The following is an 18,182-nucleotide window of genomic DNA, read 5'->3' as shown; positions in this document are numbered from 1 at the left end:
GGTTGCCTTGGTTTATACTTTGTTTTGCAGTACCGGTTCCAACCACCCCTGGCCCCTCCTTATCCAAGGAGGGGAGCCCTGTTGTTACTCTGGCTAAAGTATAAGTGTTATAGCCCAGTTCTCGCGCGGATAGGTTGCGACCTGTCACTATAAGTATAAACCCAACCCAATCCCTCCCAAGAGGGGAATTGTACTTACTACTTTCCCTGTCATCTCGAGCTGCGCGAGAGATCTATCGGGAATCCTAATCAGATCTCTCCCGAAGGTCGAGATGACAGCATAGACAGCAGCTATCGAATGATTCCCAGCCTTTGGGTTGAGCGCCTTGTGAGATCCGGTGCCCGGTAAGGGCATTGCGGAGCAAAGGAAATGTACACCGCGCGATGCCCGAAGGCGAGCCCTCCCGGCCTAGGAGGGCACCAATGCTAGAGATGAAACGAGCCGCTTGTGGGAACTAGAGGATGAACAGCAGCTAGTAAGGATGGCTTGGTTCAAATAGAAGGAAGCGGTGGCTAGGAAAGTATAAGCTGACAAGTATAAGAAGTATTGCCAAAGTATAAAAAGACACGACCTACAAGCTCGTGCCAGCGAAAGTATAAATGAGCAAGTATAGCCCAAGTATAAAGTATATCACTACGAGCTTGTCGAGTTCAAAACATGATTTTGGCGTTGCTCTATGCCGTAAATATCCTCACAGGAAAGTAAAAAAAAAGAAGCCACACAGCTTGAGGCAATGTGGCTTCTCCAATGGCTTTACGTGAACCTAAAGGTTCAGCGCACGCTTTTTCAGAAGTATAAACTCCTCTTCGGTAATAGAGCCGCGCTCGCGCAGGTGCTCCAGGCGCTCAATGGTCGCAATGGAGTCTTCCACAGATGTCGGCCTTCTCTCCTCGGTGCGCAGGTCTTCCGGTACTGTGTGGTCCTCCTTATCGTAGTCGCGGGTGGAGTAGATTTTCTCGCGGTACACTTCCTGGTCTGAGGCATAGAAGCGGTTCTCGTCGAAGGTGGCGTCGTTGTAGAAGTCGTCCGAAATGGTAGACGGCTGCGTTCGCTGCTCGCGGAGCGCCTCGTCAAACTCAGCCCGGTGCTCCTGCTGGGTGCCGATGGTATCGCGCTGTGCCCTGGCCAAGGTGTCGCGCACGCGGTACTCGTAGTCTTCCGAGATGGGGCCGCCAGTATAAACCGGGTAGCTGCCTACGGTGTTGGAGTCTACGGCTGAGATGAACACACGCTTCCCTTTTTTGTCCAGGGCGGCCACCCCGATAGGCACCAGCAGGTGCTGGTCGTCACCGGTGTTGAAGAACCGGCGGTCGGCCACCACGGATAGGTAGCGGGCCTTCATGGCATGGGGGTCAACAATCAGGTCCCGCACCATGCCCAGGCTTTCGCCGTCGGCCCCAATCACGCGCCATCCCAGCACATCGGGGTTGTCCTTGGCAATTTTATAATCTTTCATGGCGCTCAGCGGCACCAGGCGTTCGTTCTTAAATTCGTCGTTCATAGTTTTATACGTTGTTATTTGTGGTTGTCATCAGCGGGTCAGGATGCGGGGAAACCATGCCCGTGGCAGGTACCTCCTCATACTCCGTTTCAGCGGGTTCATCGGTCATTTCATACAGCGCCCAGGCAATAAGTGCTATAATTACCAGGAGTAGAATCAGCCAGGGCCACATCGGTTTCTTTTTGCGTTCTATATTGATTTCAGCCATCTTGATCGGTTATTTTTTTCATAGTTACAGCCTGCCTCTGCAGGCAGAAGAAAGGTCGTGTTGGTAATACGCTTATCGTGCTATATATGTTGAAACGAAGCGCGATGTGGGGCTGAAACCACAGGAGGGGAGGGGTAGAAAAGAAAAAAGCCCTGCTGTATGGCAGGGCTTTTTCAGGATGATCTGTATGTTAAAACTAAACGCGCTTAACATTAACGGCGTTCAGCCCTTTTCTTCCTTCTTTTAGTTCGAAAGTAACTTCATCGTTTTCTCTGATCTCGTCGATCAAACCTGTAACGTGTACGAAGTACTCCTGACCTGAATTTGTCTCTTTAATAAAGCCGAATCCTTTCTCGGCGTTAAAGAATTTTACTGTTCCTTGATTCATGATGATTTGATTATTATACCCTTACTACAATAAGTAAGCAGTATTTGTTCATTATTTTCTACAAGGTAGGATAAAAAAATTATAAAGTTACACCAGGCGCCAAAAAACTGCGATTTTATTTTTCAGTTTATCATCTTGGCGACCTAAGGAGGTTCTTTCTCAGGCTATTTTAAGGTATGGATACGCTCCCATACTTCGTTGATGGGCTTGCCGGTGCTGCTGGTGCCGCTGTGGTGCCACTTGCCGTCTTTCACCTCAAAATTGAAGCTGAGGCTGGCGCCCACCCGACTGGAGTCGCGGGAGAAGAACTCAATGTTTTCGGTGTAGGTGCCGTTCTCGGCAGTATAGGTGCCGCCGCCGGTGCCGGAGAACGACTTATTGCCGCTGTCGAAAGCAATCCACTGGAAGCGGTCGCCGGACAAGATCTTCAGCGTTTTCCTTGTGCCGGTGGTATGAATCGGATTTACCTTACCGCCCTCTTCAGCACGGCCGGTAATGCGCCAGGTGCCTTCCAGCGGGGAGTTGGTGATTTTATCGGCCCTGGCCCAGGTTTGCTGCACCTTGTTGCCTTTCAGCTGCAGTTGTCCGTTTTTCAAAGTATAACTCAGAGTATGGGTCGTGCCTACCGCTGCCGTGTCGAGGGTGTTATACTCCAGGTTCTGGATAAGTTTGCCATTTTGGAGCGTATACGTGCCGCCGTAAGTGCCGATGAATTTCTTGCCTGCCTCATCAAAGTAGGCCACGGTAAAATAGCCGTCTTCCATCATGGCAACGGCCGTTGCTCCTTTAGGTAGCGTGGCGTATTGTGTGGTGCCGGAGCCTAGCTGCCAGGCACCTTTCAGTTGCTCCTGCTGCTGTGTTTTTTGCCCGGTTTGAACCAGTATACTTTCGGGCTGCGCCGCTGCCTGCGGAGCACAGGCGCTCAGTATGGAAATGGCGAGGTTTAAGGTGTTGGTCAGGATAAAGCTCATAGGTATAGGTTTTAGTTTCAAGGTGTTAAACGGTGTTTTAATACGCTGGTTGAATATAGGGATTTATACTTTATACTTTGGCCATACTTGCTTAACCACCGCTTCTACTTATGGCGCAAGTCTTCAGACTTGTGTCTTACTATGAGGTCAAGTTTGCAACTTGACTGACTTGAAAAGTCATACTTTATACTTTTACACTTTGGCTATACTTTATACTTCGCTATACTTTCTTAGCCGCCGCTTCCTTCCGCTTGAACCAAGCTATTCTTGCTAGCCAATGTTCATCCTCCAGCCCCACGAACCAACTGTTTCACCTCTGGCTTTGGAGCTCTCAAGCCCGAGAGGGCTCGCCTTCGGGCATCGCGCTGTGTTCCCTCCTTGCCTCGCTTCGCTCAGCATGCCCTTAGCGGGCACCGGATCTCACAAGGCGCTCAACCCAAAGGCTGGGAATCATTTCGATAGCTACGGCCACTACTGTCATCTCGACCTTCGGGAGAGATCTGACTAGAATACCCGTTAGATCTCTCACTGCGTTCGAGATGACAGAAAAAGAGGGCAAGTATAATTCCCCTCCTCGGAGGGGCTGGGGGTGGGTTTATACTTGTAGGGACAGGTCGCAACCTGTCTGCACTATTCTAGCCACTACAAAGCTCATACTTTAGCCGAAGTAATTACAGACTCCCCGCGTTGGTCAAGGAGGGGGTAGGGGTGGTTGGACCCGGTACTGCTGAAGGCGATTATAAGTAAATTAGTTGAGCATCAATTTATACTTTGATTGCATACCTGATAAGAATCGAAAGTATTTAAAAAAAAACAGCCTCTCTACTTTAGCAAAGAGGCTGTCGATAATTAGAAGGAGGGCTCTTAAAGTATAATATCTCCTTTTATACTCTAAGAGCCCACTTTCCAAACCTTATTTATACTTCTCCAGCTTAGAAGCTGCTTTGTCATCCACGTACCAGTAAATCTCACCGCCCTGTTTGGGTTGGATGAGCTGTGAGGGATATTCCTGCGGGTTACGTTCTCCTTCCAGCACCTCGTATAATGCCTTGGCTTTATTCTCCCCAAAGGTCATGAACAGGATGCGGTTGGCCTGGTTGATGATCGGGGCTGTGAGGGTGATGCGGTGCATGGACTGTGGCTTCAGGTAATAGGCGTCTACCCATTTTTCCTGCTCCTGCAGCACCTCGGTGTGCGGGAACAAGGAGGCCGTATGGCCGTCATCGCCCATGCCTAAAAGTATAAGGTCAAACGCCGGCTCCTGGCCTTTGAAAAGGTTTTTGAGAATCTGCTCATACTTTTGCGCATAAGCTTCCGGCTCCATATCGGCCCACATCGGGAAGATCTGCTCCTGCGGCACCGGCACCTTATCCAAGAGCAGTTCCTTGGCCATTTTGGCGTTGCTGCGCTCATCAGTTAGTGGTACCCAGCGCTCGTCGCCCCAGAAAATAAAGGTCTGCTGCCACGGCATTTGGTCTTTATAAGGAGCCTGCGCCAAGAGCTGGTACAGCTGCTTCGGCGAAGAACCGCCCGTCAGCGCCACGATAAAGCGGCCATTTTTCTGAACTGCCTCCTGGGCTGCCTCTACAAACAACTCTGCAGCCTTTTGGCTCAGGTAACTGGTATCTTTAAAAATGGTAACCATTGTACGTTGCTAAATTTGTTTCTACTCTGTAACGGATACAGTCCAGGTATGGCCCTGGCGGGCGATGAGGGCCTCTGCGTTCTCCGGACCCCACATGCCGGCGCGGTAGTTCGGGAACTCCAGCGATGGGCGCGACTCCCACGTCTCCAGAATCGGCGTGATCACGTCCCAGGCCACCTCTACCTGATCCGAACGCATGAACAGCGTGGCATCGCCCTGCATGGCGTCCAGCAGCAGCGTTTCGTAGGCCTCCGGCGACTGCGAGTGGTTCGAGTAAGCGTTGAAGTCGAACACCATCTCGGCCGGTGTCAGGGCCATGTCCAGGCCTGGTTTTTTGGCGATAAAGCGCAGGCGGATGTCCATCTGGGGTTGAATGTTGATGATCAGGCGGTTTGGCAGGATGTTCTCCGACATAGCCGACGGGAAGGTAAGGTGCGGCACGGAGCGGAACTGCACCGTGATGGAGGTCGATTTCTCCTGCAGGCGCTTGCCGGTGCGCAGGTAGAACGGCACGCCCTGCCAGCGCCAGTTGTCCAGGTAAAATTTAATGGCGGCGTAGGTCTCTATTTTAGAGTTCGGGTCCACGCCCGGCTCCTGGCGGTAACCCGGCACCTGCTCGCCCTTCAGCCAGCCGGGGCCATACTGCCCGCGCACGGCATATTTGCCCACCTCCTCGCGCGAAAGGCGGCGGATGGCGTGCAGCACGTCTACCTTGCGGTTTCGGATTTCCTCGGCCTCGAACGAGATAGGCGGCTCCATGGCGACCATGCAGAGCAGCTGCAACAGGTGGTTCTGAATCATGTCGCGCAGGGCGCCGGCGCTTTCGTAGTAACCCCCGCGATCTTCCACGCCTACTTCCTCGGCCACAGTTATCTGCACATACTCGATGTAGTTGCGGTTCCAGAGCGGCTCGAAAAGGGCGTTGGCGAAGCGGAAGGCCAGGATGTTTTGCACGGTCTCTTTGCCCAGGTAATGGTCGATGCGGTAGATCTGCGACTCCTGGAAGGTACGGGTAAGCAACTGGTTCAGCTCCCTGGCCGACTGCAGATCGTGTCCGAAAGGTTTCTCCACCACAATGCGGTCGTGCTCCGGGTCACTGGCAATGCCTACCAGGCCCAGGTTTATGGTAATCGGCTCAATGAAGCGGGGCGACACCGACAGATAGAAAAGCCGGTTGGCGCGGGTGCCCCACAAGGCCTCTATGCCTTCTATTTTATCGGCCAGCTGCTGGTAAGAGGCTTGGTCGTTAATCTCTGCGGAGAGGTAGTAAATGGATTTCTGAAAAGACTCCCACTGTGCGTCATTGGGTTTCCCGCTGCGCGAGAACAGGCCCAGGCCGTCGTGCAGGTGCTGCTGGTACTCACAGTCGGTAGACTCAGAGCGTCCCAGGCCAATCACGGCAAACTGCTCGGGCAGCCAGCCATCCAGAAACAGGTTGTAGAAGGCGGGGATGAGTTTGCGTTTTGCCAGATCTCCTGTACCACCGAATATAACCGCAATGGTAGGTGCCGTTTTTTGGGTTTCTTTCATTGAAGTGATGCGTATTTGTTCTATTGCAGAGCAGCCTTCTTTCCCGGCCGTCCGCTGTTATGCAATTTAAAGTATGAATGTTGAGCTGTGTTCTTAATCTCTTGTGCCGCGCTTACTCGCCCCATTGTGTATGGAAAATGCCTTCACGGTCTACGCGCTCGTAAGTATGCGCCCCGAAATAATCGCGCTGCGCCTGGATAAGGTTGGTGGGCAGCGTTTCGCTACGGTAGGCGTCAAAGTAGCTGAGCGAAGCCATAAAGGCAGGCATCGGAATGCCCTTGTCGATGGTCAGTTTAAGTATAGCTCTGGTGTCCTGCTGGCGCTCCAGCAGGTCCTGGCCAATTTTTGGGTCGAGCAGCAAGTTGGGCAGGTTGACGTCCTTCTCGTAAGCCTGGCGGAAATCCTCCAGACAAACCGCCCGGATAATGCAGCCGCCGCGCCATATTTTGGCCACTTCCTGCATCTGCAGGCCATAGTTGTACGCCTCCGAGGCCACGCGCAACTGTGCCATCCCCTGGGCATAGGTCACCATCATGGCGAAATAGAAGGCGTTTCGCACCTGGTTCACCAGCTCTTCCTGGTTTACGGTAGTAGCAGCATCAGAAGTAGGATTTGGCAGCAATTTGGCCGCTGCCACGCGCTCTTCCTTATACTTTGACATGTCGCGCATGAGCACGGCCATATCGATGGAGGGCACCGGCACCTGCAGGTCCATCGCATTCTGGGATGTCCATTTGCCGGTGCCCTTGGAGCGGGCCCTGTCGGAAATCATACTTACCAGCGGCTTGCCGGTAAACTCGTCTTTCTGCTTCAGTATCTCGCCCGTAATCTCAATCAGGAAAGACTGCAGCTCTGTCTGGTTCCACTGCTCAAAAAGGCTCTGCAGTTGCTCATCCGAGAAGTTAAAACCGCGCTTGAGCAGGTCGTAGGTCTCGGCGATAAGCTGCATGATAGCGTACTCGATGCCGTTGTGCACCATTTTCACGTAGTTGCCCGCCGAGCCGTTGCCCAGGTAGCTTACGCAAGGCTCACCGTTCACTTTGGCCGCTACGGCCTCAAAAGTTGGGCGCAGGCGTTCATAGGCCTCGCGGTTGCCGCCCGGCATCATGCTGGGGCCAAAGCGGGCGCCCTTCTCACCACCCGAGATGCCCATGCCGAAGAAGTGGATGCCTTTTTCGGCCAGCTCCGTTACGCGGCGGTCCGTGTCGGGGAAGTAGGAGTTACCCCCATCCACGATGATGTCGCCCGGCTCGAGCAGGGGTAGCAGGCTGGCTATGGCGGCATCTACCGGTCTGCCGGCTGGTACCAGCAGCATGAGCGCGCGTGGTCTGCGAATAGATTGCACAAACTCTTCGGCTGAGGTCGTCCCTCTTACTGGTTTGCCTTCGCCGGCCTCCGTCTCGAGGGCGGCCGCTTTCACAGGGTCCAGGTCCAGGCCAATCACCGCAACCTGGTGATCGGCCATGTTCAGTGCCAGGTTCCGGCCCATGACGCCCAGGCCAACCATTCCGAATTCGTATTGCGCGTTGCTCATATGCAGGTAATGTGTTGATTTTGAGATTTTATACTTACCATGGCCGTACCCACCTACCTAGAGTTAGTGGCAATCTTGCAGGTAAGCACGTTTTGCATGGTAAAGCTACAACATAAAAAATATCTATACATCATAATCGCCGCTAATGTGTGTGTGCCGTTTCCTGAAAAGCTCTCAGGAAAGTATGGTTTATACTTTTTCGGGAGGGATGTTTTGGTCTGAGGGATTTGCTTATATTTAGGTGTATGAAGCTCAAAAGCAATCACTACTATATCCGCAAATCGCACCGCTACCTGGGCCTTTTGCTGGGCGTGCAGTTCTTCCTCTGGACTCTGGGCGGGTTATACTTTAGCTGGAACGACCTGGACAAGGTACACGGCGACCACCTGCGGGCGGAGCGGGGCCACTTCCCGGCAAGTATAAACCTAGTGTCGCCGCAGGTGGTGCTGGACAAGCTCAAAGCTAGCGGTGGTCTGGATTCGGTGATGTCGGTGCAATTGGTGGAGATTGCCGGGGTACCTGCCTACCAGGTGCTCTATTTTTCCGGTGCCATGGACCATGCGGGGCATGAAGCAAGTGGACATGGAAACGGCCATACTTCCTCCAACCTGAAGGTGCAGCTGGCGAACGCCGAAAGCGGTGAGTTCCTGCAGCCTCTCACCAAAGAAGAAGCTATACTTGTCGCCAAAGGACATGTAACGAATCCGCAGCAGGTGGAAGGGGTGGAGTACCTGACGGAGGTGGGCAGCCACCACGAGTACCGGGGCAAGCCGCTGCCAGCCTGGGCCATTACCTTCAGCCAGCCAGGCAACAGCACGGTCTATGTCGCGGCAGAACTGGGTACTTTTCAATCCATACGCCATAACCAGTGGCGCGTGTTCGACTTCCTCTGGATGCTGCACACCATGGACTATGCGGGACGCGACAACTTCGGCAACGTGCTGCTGAAGGCGTTCTCAATCTTTGGTCTGTTTACCGTAGTTTCCGGCTTTGTTTTATACTTTGTTTCTTCTCCGTCCGTCAGAAAAGTAAAGAGAGGTACACTGAAGGCAAACTGATTTTCTAATCTCGGGGAGGTGAGAGGGGCATTCGGGAGGTCGCTATTCCTCCCTTTTTCGGATGTCTTTCTTGATGTTCCGGATCATCTTGCCGAAAGCCTTGTCTTTCTTCCTGCGCTCTGCCACCGTTGCTTCGAAGTGAGACTTTTCACGGGCCATTTTCATGTAATTTTCATAAGAGGCCCTGTCTATTTCGCCGGCTTCCACGGCTGCCAGCACTGCGCAACCCGCCTCAGCGGTATGGGTGCAGTCTTTAAATTTACACTTCTGCGCCAGCTGCGCTATACTTTCAAAAGTGGTTTCCAGTCCTCCGGAGCTGTCCGCTATACCTACTTCCCGCATTCCCGGGTTGTCGATGAGAATTCCGCCACTTTCCAGCAAAACCACCTCCCGGTGAGTTGTGACGTGCCTGCCTTTGCTGGTGCTCCGGCTAATGGCATCTGTCCGCATGATACCTCTGCCCGACAGGTTGTTCAGCAAGCTTGATTTACCTACACCCGAGGAGCCCAGCAAACAATAGGTCTTGCCTTTCCTGATAAATGCCTGCAGCTCCTTAAATCCGCTCCGCGTCTCGTTACTGATGGCTATGACCGGAACATCTTTGATGCGCGCTTTTATACTTTGGATGATACCTTCCAGGCGTGTGCGGTCGATCAAATCGGTTTTGGTGAGCACAATAATAGGCTGTACGTTTGAGGCGTGACAGATGGTAAGGTAGCGCTCCAGCCTGTTCACGTTAAAGTCGCGGTCTACGGCCTGTACCAGGAAGGCGTAGTCGATGTTGGCGGCGATAACCTGCACCTCGGCTGAGCTGCCCACTGCCTGCCTCTTTAGAACAGACGACCTCGGAAGTATAGCATGGATAATGGCAAGGCCGGAGTCGAAGGGAGAAACTGCAACCCAGTCGCCAACAGCAGGGAAATCTTCGCGGGTTTTGGCCGTAAAGCGCAGGTGGCCGGTAATCTCTGCCTCAAACTCACCCTCGGCAGTCCTCACGATGTAGCGCTCTTTATGCGCTGCCACCACTCTGCCTGCCTCAAAGCCACCCAGGTTATGCTCAACCCTGTATTTTTCGAGCGACTCGTTATAGCCTAGGTCTTCTGGTTTCATAGCGGCGGGGGTATAAGGAGGACTGGCGGCATTCAAAGCATCACTTCCAGTTCATACTTCTTCCGTTCGTTATCCTGTTCCATCTCCACCTCATAGCGTAAATGCGTGCCAGCCGGAAACTCCTCGTGGTCTAAGTATGGCGACCTTGCCTGGTCCGTCAGAACATCCCACGGACCATTGTTTATGCTGCGGCTCACTTTCACATCTCCCAGGCAGTCTTTATGGAACACTATCTTACGCCCCTGCTCCACAAGCTCCACTGCAGGAAGTCTGTCGGGGTGCTCTGTACTTACATCGGTCATGTTTAAAATTTGTTTTATTAGAGAAGCACCCCGAAGTCTCTTTTCGCGGCAGAGGCGCTTCTTTAGCAGAGTAACGGGAATGTTACTTGGTGGTTTGGCTCATATTCTTCATCACCTGCTGGTAACAGTTTTCACCCATCATACCTTTCTGGCGCATTTGGTGCATCATGCCCTGCATCATCTGGCGGTGCTGTGTCATCATCTGCGCCATCTGGTTGCAGTTGGCCGAGTCTTCGGCGCAGGCTGCTATCATTTGCTGCATCAACGTGCGCATGTTTTCCCGGCTCATGCCACCCATCCTGGCCGTGTCGCTCATCATCATGGTGGTGTCTCCCATCATCGGGCCCCGGCCCATCCGGCCACCCCGCATCATCATGCCGCCCTGCGGGTGTGCGCGCATCGCCTGCATCATCTCCTGGCGCATCTCGGGGTTATCCATGATGGTGGCGTATACTTGCTTGCGCTGTGATTCGGATTCCATGACTTCCTGCACGCTAGCCTGCTGCTGGCAACTGCTTGCTGCTAACGCAAACAGAAAAATGAAAGATATTTTCAAGTTTTTCATGGCTGTAAGTTCTTGGTTGTGATATGGTTATACTTACGCACGCCAGAAAGTATAGTCTCTTCCTTTCCTCAAAGTATAGCCGGCTTTACTTTATCTCCCTGCGCAGCAATTGCGCGTTGATGGCCACTATCACGGTGCTCAGGCTCATGAGCGCGGCGCCCACGGCCGGCGATACCATAATGCCCTGGTGGTAGAGCACGCCTGCGGCCAGCGGCAACGCGATAACGTTGTAGCCTGTGGCCCAGATCAGGTTCTGAATCATTTTGCGGTAGGTGGCCTTGCCGAAAAGTATAAGCGAGGCGATGTCCCGCGGGTTGCTGTTTACCAGGATGATGTCGGCGGTTTCGGCGGCCACGTCGGTGCCTGACCCCACGGCGATACCCACATCGGCCTGCGCCAGGGCAGGGGCGTCGTTCACGCCGTCGCCCGTCATGGCCACGAACTCACCTTTAGCCTGCAGTTCCTTCACCTTCTCCTGCTTCTGGTGGGGCAGCACGTTGGCCAGGAAGCCGTCCATCTGCAGCTGGTCGCTCACGCTCTTGGCCACGCGCTCGTTGTCGCCGGTGAGCAGCAGGTTTTTGATGCCGTTCTCCTTCAGCACCCGTATGGCCCCGGCCGACTCTTCCCGGATCTGGTCGCGCATGGCGATGTAGCCAACCGGCTTGTCCTCCACCAGCACATACACCACCGTCTCCACGCCTTCCTCTGCCTGGCTGGCGGGCACGGGAATGTTGAACTCGCGGATGTAGTTCGGGCCCACCACCTTCACGTCCTTTCCTTCCACCGTACCTTCCAAGCCTTTTCCCGGCAGGTAGTTGAATGCCTGTGAAGCCGGCACAGTTATACTTTCGTCCTTTGCCCGGCGCAGTATGCTTTGCGCGATGAAGTGCTCCGAGTTCTGCTCCACGCCAGCTGCCAGGCGCAGCATTTCCCGCTCGTCCATGGCTTTGTCAAAAACCACGAGGGAGGCAATCTCATGGGAACCCTGGGTCAGGGTGCCGGTCTTATCGAAGATGACGGTAGTGATTTTGCGGGAGTTCTCGAAGGCGGTGCGGTTGCGGATGAGCAGGCCGTTGTTGGCCGACACGGCCGTGGAAATGGCCACCACCAGCGGCACGGCCAGCCCCAGCGCGTGCGGACAGGAAATAACCATCACCGTCACCATCCGCTCCAATGCAAAGGCCAGGTCCTGCCCAAGTATAAGCCACACGGCAAAGGTGCCAAAGCCGGCGGTCAGCGCCACGTAGGTCAGCCATTTGGCGGCCCTGTCGGCCAGCCGCTGCGTCTCGGACTTGGTTTTCTGCGCCTCCTGCACCAGGTTAATCACCTTGTTGAGGTAGCTCTCCTTTCCTGTGAATTCCACCCGCACCCGCAGTGCCCCGTTGCCGTTAATGGAGCCGCCAATCACTTTTTCGCCTTTGGATTTTTTCACCGGCTTGCTCTCGCCGGTCAGCATACTCTCGTTCAGGTGGCTCTCGCCGTCTTCCACCACGCCGTCAGCAGGCACTTTCTCGCCCGGCTTCACCAGTATCAGATCGCCCTTCTGCAGTTCCTCGATGCGTACTTTTACTGTCTCTCCGTCGCGGAGGAGCATGGCCTCGGCGGGCATCATGCTTACCAGCAGTTCCAGCGCCTTAGAGGCCCCCAGCACCGACTTCATCTCAATCCAGTGGCCCAGCAGCATGATTACAATCAGTGTGGCCAGCTCCCAGAAGAAGTCCATGCCCTGCAGGCCGAACACGATGGCCGTGCTGTAGAGGTAGGCCACCGTAATGGCTACCCCGATCAGCGTCATCATGCCCGGAGCAGCCTTCTTCACCTCTTCGGCCAGACCAGTAAGGAAAGGCCAGCCGCCATAGAAATAGATGACGGAGGAAAGTATAAAGGCGATGTACATACTGTAGGGAATATCCAGCGAGAAGCCCAGGATGTGCTGCACCATCGGACTGAGGACGATGACAGGCACCGACAGCACCAGCGACACCCAGAAGCGCTTTTTAAAATCCTCTATCATCATGCGGTGGTGGTCGTGGCCGTGCACGCCATGGTCACCGTGCGGCGGGTGGCCCGAGGTATCGCTGTGCATGGCCTGCTCGTGGCCATGCAGCGCCTGCTCCTCCAGCCGCTCTGTTGCCTGGCCCTTCTCGGTTCGGGGGTGATGGTTGTGGTGGTGATGCTCGTGGTTCATACTTTTATTATTTAGAGGGATTAAACCTTTGTTAATTAGCTGTCTGCTTAAAAGGAGACAAAGTATAAACGCAAGGCAGCTATGCGCAATAGTACCATATTCATCTTAAAGGGGTGTTTCAAAAAATCAAAAAGAAGTTACATAATTTATCGGGAGCAGCACACAAAGGAAGCCGGAACTAGGCTGGCCAACAACAGGTACATGCGCTGTGGAATATGGTAAGCAGGGTATGAGGCGGCCTATTGCCCATCCTGACTGCTGGGGGAGTAAATAATAGCCGAAAATAACAATATTTCCGGCGCATTTTATAGCTTTACTTTTTGAAGGCACAGACACCCTGTAGACCTGAAAGCACACACCTTCTATACATGAAACAGCAATTTACGCTAGTTGCGGCCGCACTTCTAAGTTTTACCTTGACCTATTGCAGCCAGCCAGAACGGGAGCAGGAAGCTACGGTCGAAGAAACCAGTCATGCCGCGCATGCCGGGGCGGTGGAAGAAGAAAACAGCCTGGCCATACAGGAGCAGGCGGAGCCCGATACGCTCAAAGGCAGCCTCAAAGCCGAGGCGCATGGTATGGTAGGGAACGCGCACCTGACGCTCCACTATCACTCCCCGGCCGTGCGTGGGCGTGTGATTTGGGGCGGACTCGTGGCCTATAACCAGGTGTGGGTAACTGGGGCTCACTCGGCTACCAGCCTGACTACGGATAAGGATATTACCATAGGCGGAAAGTATTTACCTGCGGGAAAATATGCCCTGTTCACCATTCCGGGGCAGGACGAGTGGACCATCATCATCAATAAAAAGTGGGAGCAGCACCTGGCGGACGATTACTCGGAGAAGGAAGATGTGCTGCGCTTCACTGTGAAGCCCGATACGACAGACCAGCACCAGGAGCGCCTGCGATACCACTTTCAATCAGAAACAGATAGCAAAGGGGCGCTTATCATCTCCTGGGAAAAGCTACGCCTGTCGCTGCCCATCGAGCAAGCATAATTAAAGAATCACAAAGCAATCTGGGCGACATAAAAAAGGACAGGCTGCAGGGCCTGTCCTTTTTTGTGAGAATGCATTTTTCCTGTGGCTGGGAGGTATAGTTACTAACGCTGCGGCGTTATCTTCCAGAGCTCGCCGTTTTCCTGGTCTGTCACCACGTACAGCGCTCCGTCCGGTCCCTGCTTCACGTCGCGAATGCGCTGGCCCCGGTCGGCGAGCAGGTGTTCTTCGCCTGTGACACGACCATTCTCAATCACCAGGCGTACCAATCGCGTCTCTTTCATGCCGCCCACAAAAAGGTTGCCGCGCCATTCCGGAAAGGCGTCACCGCTGTAGAACTGCGCGCCGGAGGGGGCTATCACAGGATCCCAGTAATACACCGGATCCACAAAGCCCTCGCGGGTTGTCACGGCATTTGGCACGGGACTGCCCGAATACTCTGTGCCAAAAGTTACCAGCGGCCAGCCGTAATTTTTGCCTTTTTCAATCAGGTTCAGCTCGTCGCCTCCCTTAGGCCCCATTTCCACGACCCACAGCCTTCCCTCACCATCTACGGCAGCAGCCTGCACGTTGCGGTGCCCAACGGTCCATATTTCCGGCAAGGCGCCTTTCTGGCCAACGAAAGGATTGTCATTTGGCGCCTTACCCTCCGGTGTGATGCGTACTATCTTGCCCATGTGGCTGTCCATGTGCTGGGCCTGTGGCCGTATCTTCAGGTCTGAACGCTCGCCGAGCGTCACCAGCAGCATGCCATCCTTGTCAAAATTGATGCGGGAGCCGTAGTGCATGGTGCCGTCATAGGTGGGCAGCGCCTGGAAAATGACCCGTACCTGATCCAGCCGGCTCCTGTCCTGCGAGAGCACGCCGCGCGCTACGCTGGTGGCGTTCCCGCCTTTGCGCGGTTCGGTAAAGCTCCAGTAAATGGTGCGGTCTGAGGCAAAGTTCGGGCTCAGGGCCACATCCAGCAAGCCTCCCTGACCACGCGCGTCTACTTTCGGCACCCCGGTGATGGGCTTGCCGACCTGGCCGCTGGCCGAGACGATGCGCAAACGGCCGGGCTTCTCCGTTACGAGCAAATCCCCGTTAGGAAGCGGCTCCACCGCCCAGGGCTTGGCGAGCCCTTTGGTTAGCACCTGCACATCGAGGGCTACATCTGACTTGACAGCACAGGCGCGGGTTTGTTCCGGGAAAGTTGGCTTCTGATTCGGATCACTAGGAGCGCGTGTTTCAAGTGGCTGGCAATCGCTCTGGTCTGTTTGGGGTGGTGTGCTGGCTTCTTTGTCAGTAGTGCGTTCCTCGCCGCAGCCGGCAGCAACCAATGCAAGCAGCGCAAACGGTATAAATGATTTTTTAGCTAGGCTCATGGGGGATTTCCTTTATGAATGGGCGTGATATCGATTAAAATTGATTTTACTGCTTAGTCCTGCACAAAGTTTAAGAAGATCAGGTAGCAGTACTTTATGATCGGATAAAGTATTGCAAATCGATGCAGTCAATTGGAGCGGAACTCTATAGCCATACTATTATACTTCCGGTTTGGCTTTGGGGGGTCTAAGTATGGAATATGCTGCTGATGCCCATGCTGGATGGCATGGGCATCAGCAGCACCAATATTTATGAGATAGATTCAGGCAGCCCCTTTACGATTTATGACCTGAAGATGCACCTGCTGGGGAACCGCAAAACCAACATCATTCCGGCTTTCAACGGTGATGTACTTTAAGCCAAAGGGCTTCGGAGAAGTATGAAGGACAGGAGGGGATTTGAGAAAGTATAAAATCAAAGATGCGCTTAACCCACCCCTAACCCCTCCAGGGAGGGGAATCAAATTACATATACAGGAATTCCCCTCCTCGGAGGGGCAGGGGTGGGTTTACACCATCTCCAAAGTATAAAACAGCAGAACCTCAGGAGAGTACAAAAGGCTAACCTGAGGTGCTGCTGTTAAAAAGCTGTTCAAATCAATTGTCGGCCTATACTTTGATAGCCATTTATACTTTCAATGTGGTAACTGGGAGTTATACTTACCAGCCGATGCCGTAATCCTCGCCGTGGTTGCTGGAGCCGCCCCAGAGGCTATTGTGTTTCCAGTCAAAATAAATCGCGTTGATCGGGCCGCTGGTGCGGTCGTCGAAATCCAATGTATAGCCCATTTTCTTCAGCTGCTCGCGCACTTCCTCCGGGGTGCTGTCGTGCAGCAGGATATGGCCCGGCTTGGGCTGGCGGTCTTCGGTTTTGCTGCCGCCCAGCGAGAGCCAGAGCTGGTTGGTGTTGAAGTTGGCCGCCTCGGCTGCCTGCTGGACGTTCATGCCAAACTCCACCACGTTGAGGAAGAACTGCAGCAGGTTCTGCTCCTGCGTGTCGCCGCCCTGCACGGCAAAGGACAAGAATGGCTTGCCATCTTTCAGGGCCATGGATGGGGTTAAGGTCACTCTTGGGCGCTTGCCTGGTTCCACCACATTAAAGGGGTTCAGCTGCTCATCCAGCACAAAGCTTTGCATGCGCTGGCTCATGCCAATGCCGGTGTTGCCGGCAATGCATGCCGGTAGCCAGCCGCCACTCGGCGTAATCGACACCACCCAGCCTTCTTTGTCTGCGGCCTCAATGGTGGTGGTGCCGCGCCATAACCTGTCCTGATACTCTACCATCGAGGAGCCGTTGCGCAGGTCGTGCGTTGGGGCAAAGTTGCGGCGGGTGGTGTCAAACTCAAAACCTCTTTCTTTCAGGAGCTTCAGGTATGGGTTTTTCTTTCCCTCGAAAGGGTAGGGGTCGCCGGGACCGATTTTGGCGTCGTTTTTCTCATAATGTATCAGGGCGGCGCGCTGCCTGGCGTAGTCCTTGCTCAGCAGTCCTTTCATAGGCTCCTGCGGTGCAACGTAGGGGTCGCCGTAGTAGAAGTCGCGGTCGGCAAAGGCCAGGCTCATACTTTGGTAAACCGTGTGGATGTACCTGGAACTGTTGTAGCCCATACTTTTAAGGTCGAAGTTTTCGAGGATGTTGAGCGCCTGCAGCAGGCTCGGCCCCTGGGTCCACTGCTGCAGTTTGTACACGTCGATGCCTTTGTAGTTCACCACCAGCGGTTCTTCCTCCAGGGGCTTCCAGTTGGCCAGATCCTTCATCGTAATCAAGCCGCCCTGCTCTTTGCTGCCGCGCACAAACTCTTTGGCGATATCACCTTTGTAGAACCGGTCGTAAGCTGCCATAATCGCCTCTTTGCGGCTCTTGCCTTTTTTCAAGGCAGCCCGTTCGGCTTCCACCAGTTTGGTGAGGGTCTGGAGCAGGTCTTGCTGCACAAAGATTTCACCGGCCTCTGGAGCTTCTCTTTCTTCACCTAAATGAGTCAGAAAAACTTTCTTGCTGTACGGCCACTGCTTTATCCTCTCTTTCCCGCGTTCGATGCTGTTGGCGGTCTGGGCCTCGATGGGGTAGCCGGCGGCCAGTTCCATGGCAGGGGCCAGTACTTCCTCCAGGCTCAGGGTGCCGTAGTTGGCCAGCATGTGCAGCAGTCCGCCCGGCGTGCCGGGTGTGGTGGCCGCCAGGGGGCCATACTCCGGCGGGAAATTATAGCCTTTGCTTTTGAAGAACTCCGGCGTGGCGCCGGTCGGGGCTACGCCCATGGCGTTGATGGCGATGACCTTTTTAGTTTTGGGGTTGTAGAGGAGCGCCTGCGTTTCGCCGCCCCAACTCAGCACGTCCCACATGGTGCAGGTAGCCGCCAGCATGGCACAGGCTGCATCCACCGCGTTTCCGCCTTTCTGGAAAGTCATGGCGCCGGCCGTGGCGGCCAGGGGTTTTCCGGTAATGGCCATCCAGTTTTTGCCGTGCAGCACGGGCTTCTGGGTTTGCTGGGCCTGGGCAGCAAGTATGGCTCCAAGCAGCAAGTATAAGGTCAGGAGTTTTCGCATAAAAGTATAGGAGTTATCCTACTAAAGGTAAGTATAATCAGCTTTTATACTTTGTGGCGCTGCATAAATTTCGAGCTGTACTACAGCAGGCAGCCGCTGCGTGAGGCGAAGTGTGCGGTTGCGGAAAACTTCAAACCAACAGCCGTAAAGTATGATTTATACTTGCGTTTACGATAACATTGCTTATTTTCACACATTATACATATAGGGGCGCGGATCTAACACCTTAAACCCAGGGCCTTTGAATAGAGAGGGGAATGGTTGAAAAAAGCGTTT

General features: G+C 54.1%; 16 protein-coding genes. 3 read left to right on the top strand and 13 right to left on the bottom strand.

Annotated features, from left to right (window positions below; all coding sequences use genetic code 11):
• Positions 1-763: 763 nt before the first annotated feature.
• The 7 genes from C8N40_RS19620 to gndA all read right to left on the bottom strand — a co-directional run bounded on the left by C8N40_RS19620 (position 764) and on the right by gndA (position 7,777).
• Complete coding sequence (locus C8N40_RS19620; protein WP_108213514.1) at positions 764-1,501, bottom strand: PRC-barrel domain-containing protein; 738 nt, start codon at positions 1,499-1,501, stop codon at positions 764-766.
• 4 nt (positions 1,502-1,505) lie between these two features.
• A complete protein-coding gene (locus tag C8N40_RS19615; RefSeq protein WP_108213513.1) occupies positions 1,506-1,709 on the bottom strand; it encodes a hypothetical protein in 204 nt (67 codons plus the stop codon).
• A gap of 196 nt (positions 1,710-1,905) precedes the next feature.
• A complete protein-coding gene (locus tag C8N40_RS19610) occupies positions 1,906-2,097 on the bottom strand; it encodes a cold-shock protein (protein WP_092104110.1) in 192 nt (63 codons plus the stop codon).
• Between the two features lie 164 nt (positions 2,098-2,261).
• On the bottom strand, positions 2,262-3,068 hold the full coding sequence (locus tag C8N40_RS19605; protein WP_108213512.1) for a membrane or secreted protein: 807 nt from the start codon (positions 3,066-3,068) through the stop codon (positions 2,262-2,264).
• A gap of 913 nt (positions 3,069-3,981) precedes the next feature.
• On the bottom strand, positions 3,982-4,713 hold the full coding sequence (gene pgl, locus C8N40_RS19600) for a 6-phosphogluconolactonase (protein WP_108213511.1): 732 nt from the start codon (positions 4,711-4,713) through the stop codon (positions 3,982-3,984).
• Positions 4,714-4,734: 21 nt separating this feature from the next.
• On the bottom strand, positions 4,735-6,243 hold the full coding sequence (gene zwf, locus C8N40_RS19595; protein WP_108213510.1) for a glucose-6-phosphate dehydrogenase: 1,509 nt from the start codon (positions 6,241-6,243) through the stop codon (positions 4,735-4,737).
• A gap of 112 nt (positions 6,244-6,355) precedes the next feature.
• Positions 6,356-7,777, bottom strand: coding sequence for an NADP-dependent phosphogluconate dehydrogenase (gndA, locus tag C8N40_RS19590; RefSeq protein WP_108213509.1), 1,422 nt, complete (start codon positions 7,775-7,777; stop codon positions 6,356-6,358).
• 245 nt (positions 7,778-8,022) lie between these two features.
• On the opposite strand from gndA, the gene C8N40_RS19580 reads away from it, so the two are divergent.
• Positions 8,023-8,835: a PepSY domain-containing protein gene (locus C8N40_RS19580; protein WP_108213507.1), complete on the top strand. Its 813-nt coding sequence runs from the start codon at positions 8,023-8,025 to the stop codon at positions 8,833-8,835.
• A gap of 42 nt (positions 8,836-8,877) precedes the next feature.
• Here C8N40_RS19580 and rsgA read toward each other — a convergent pair whose 3' ends face one another.
• The 4 genes from rsgA to C8N40_RS19560 all read right to left on the bottom strand — a co-directional run bounded on the left by rsgA (position 8,878) and on the right by C8N40_RS19560 (position 13,000).
• Entirely contained in the window at positions 8,878-9,945 is a 1,068-nt protein-coding gene (gene rsgA / locus C8N40_RS19575; protein ID WP_108213506.1) for a ribosome small subunit-dependent GTPase A, read from the bottom strand.
• A gap of 32 nt (positions 9,946-9,977) precedes the next feature.
• Positions 9,978-10,247, bottom strand: coding sequence for a hypothetical protein (locus C8N40_RS19570; protein ID WP_108213505.1), 270 nt, complete (start codon positions 10,245-10,247; stop codon positions 9,978-9,980).
• Between the two features lie 82 nt (positions 10,248-10,329).
• Positions 10,330-10,728, bottom strand: a complete 399-nt coding sequence (locus tag C8N40_RS19565; RefSeq protein ID WP_146173608.1) for a hypothetical protein — start codon at positions 10,726-10,728, stop codon at positions 10,330-10,332.
• Positions 10,729-10,897: 169 nt separating this feature from the next.
• On the bottom strand, positions 10,898-13,000 hold the full coding sequence (locus tag C8N40_RS19560; protein WP_108213503.1) for a copper-translocating P-type ATPase: 2,103 nt from the start codon (positions 12,998-13,000) through the stop codon (positions 10,898-10,900).
• A 368-nt stretch (positions 13,001-13,368) separates the two neighbouring features.
• Between C8N40_RS19560 and C8N40_RS19555 the strand changes: the two genes are divergently transcribed.
• Positions 13,369-14,001 carry a DUF2911 domain-containing protein gene (locus C8N40_RS19555; RefSeq protein ID WP_108213502.1) on the top strand — a complete coding sequence of 211 codons (633 nt, stop codon included), beginning with the start codon at positions 13,369-13,371 and terminating at the stop codon, positions 13,999-14,001.
• A 104-nt stretch (positions 14,002-14,105) separates the two neighbouring features.
• On the opposite strand, the gene C8N40_RS19550 is transcribed toward C8N40_RS19555, so the two are convergent.
• Positions 14,106-15,365, bottom strand: a complete 1,260-nt coding sequence (locus C8N40_RS19550; RefSeq protein WP_108213501.1) for a PQQ-dependent sugar dehydrogenase — start codon at positions 15,363-15,365, stop codon at positions 14,106-14,108.
• Positions 15,366-15,565: 200 nt separating this feature from the next.
• Between C8N40_RS19550 and C8N40_RS22840 the strand changes: the two genes are divergently transcribed.
• Complete coding sequence (locus tag C8N40_RS22840; RefSeq protein WP_170114163.1) at positions 15,566-15,724, top strand: hypothetical protein; 159 nt, start codon at positions 15,566-15,568, stop codon at positions 15,722-15,724.
• A 301-nt stretch (positions 15,725-16,025) separates the two neighbouring features.
• On the opposite strand, the gene C8N40_RS19545 is transcribed toward C8N40_RS22840, so the two are convergent.
• On the bottom strand, positions 16,026-17,906 hold the full coding sequence (locus C8N40_RS19545; protein WP_108213500.1) for a gamma-glutamyltransferase family protein: 1,881 nt from the start codon (positions 17,904-17,906) through the stop codon (positions 16,026-16,028).
• Between the last annotated feature and the right edge of the window lie 276 nt (positions 17,907-18,182).

Source organism: Pontibacter mucosus (assembly GCF_003054055.1).
Lineage (GTDB): Bacteria > Bacteroidota > Bacteroidia > Cytophagales > Hymenobacteraceae > Pontibacter > Pontibacter mucosus.
Note: the sequence above shows the minus strand (reverse complement) of the source record. Positions and strands in the feature narration are given on the sequence as shown.

Coding starts and splice junctions, on each gene's coding strand:
- C8N40_RS19560 (WP_108213503.1), bottom strand. CDS start 13,000: ATGAACCACGAGCATCACCACCACAACCATCACCCCCGAACCGAGAAG.
- rsgA (WP_108213506.1), bottom strand. CDS start 9,945: ATGAAACCAGAAGACCTAGGCTATAACGAGTCGCTCGAAAAATACAGG.
- C8N40_RS19555 (WP_108213502.1), top strand. CDS start 13,369: ATGAAACAGCAATTTACGCTAGTTGCGGCCGCACTTCTAAGTTTTACC.
- zwf (WP_108213510.1), bottom strand. CDS start 6,243: ATGAAAGAAACCCAAAAAACGGCACCTACCATTGCGGTTATATTCGGT.
- C8N40_RS22840 (WP_170114163.1), top strand. CDS start 15,566: ATGCTGCTGATGCCCATGCTGGATGGCATGGGCATCAGCAGCACCAAT.
- C8N40_RS19570 (WP_108213505.1), bottom strand. CDS start 10,247: ATGACCGATGTAAGTACAGAGCACCCCGACAGACTTCCTGCAGTGGAG.
- C8N40_RS19615 (WP_108213513.1), bottom strand. CDS start 1,709: ATGGCTGAAATCAATATAGAACGCAAAAAGAAACCGATGTGGCCCTGG.
- C8N40_RS19620 (WP_108213514.1), bottom strand. CDS start 1,501: ATGAACGACGAATTTAAGAACGAACGCCTGGTGCCGCTGAGCGCCATG.
- C8N40_RS19580 (WP_108213507.1), top strand. CDS start 8,023: ATGAAGCTCAAAAGCAATCACTACTATATCCGCAAATCGCACCGCTAC.
- C8N40_RS19565 (WP_146173608.1), bottom strand. CDS start 10,728: ATGGAATCCGAATCACAGCGCAAGCAAGTATACGCCACCATCATGGAT.
- C8N40_RS19550 (WP_108213501.1), bottom strand. CDS start 15,365: ATGAGCCTAGCTAAAAAATCATTTATACCGTTTGCGCTGCTTGCATTG.
- gndA (WP_108213509.1), bottom strand. CDS start 7,777: ATGAGCAACGCGCAATACGAATTCGGAATGGTTGGCCTGGGCGTCATG.
- C8N40_RS19605 (WP_108213512.1), bottom strand. CDS start 3,068: ATGAGCTTTATCCTGACCAACACCTTAAACCTCGCCATTTCCATACTG.
- pgl (WP_108213511.1), bottom strand. CDS start 4,713: ATGGTTACCATTTTTAAAGATACCAGTTACCTGAGCCAAAAGGCTGCA.
- C8N40_RS19610 (WP_092104110.1), bottom strand. CDS start 2,097: ATGAATCAAGGAACAGTAAAATTCTTTAACGCCGAGAAAGGATTCGGC.
- C8N40_RS19545 (WP_108213500.1), bottom strand. CDS start 17,906: ATGCGAAAACTCCTGACCTTATACTTGCTGCTTGGAGCCATACTTGCT.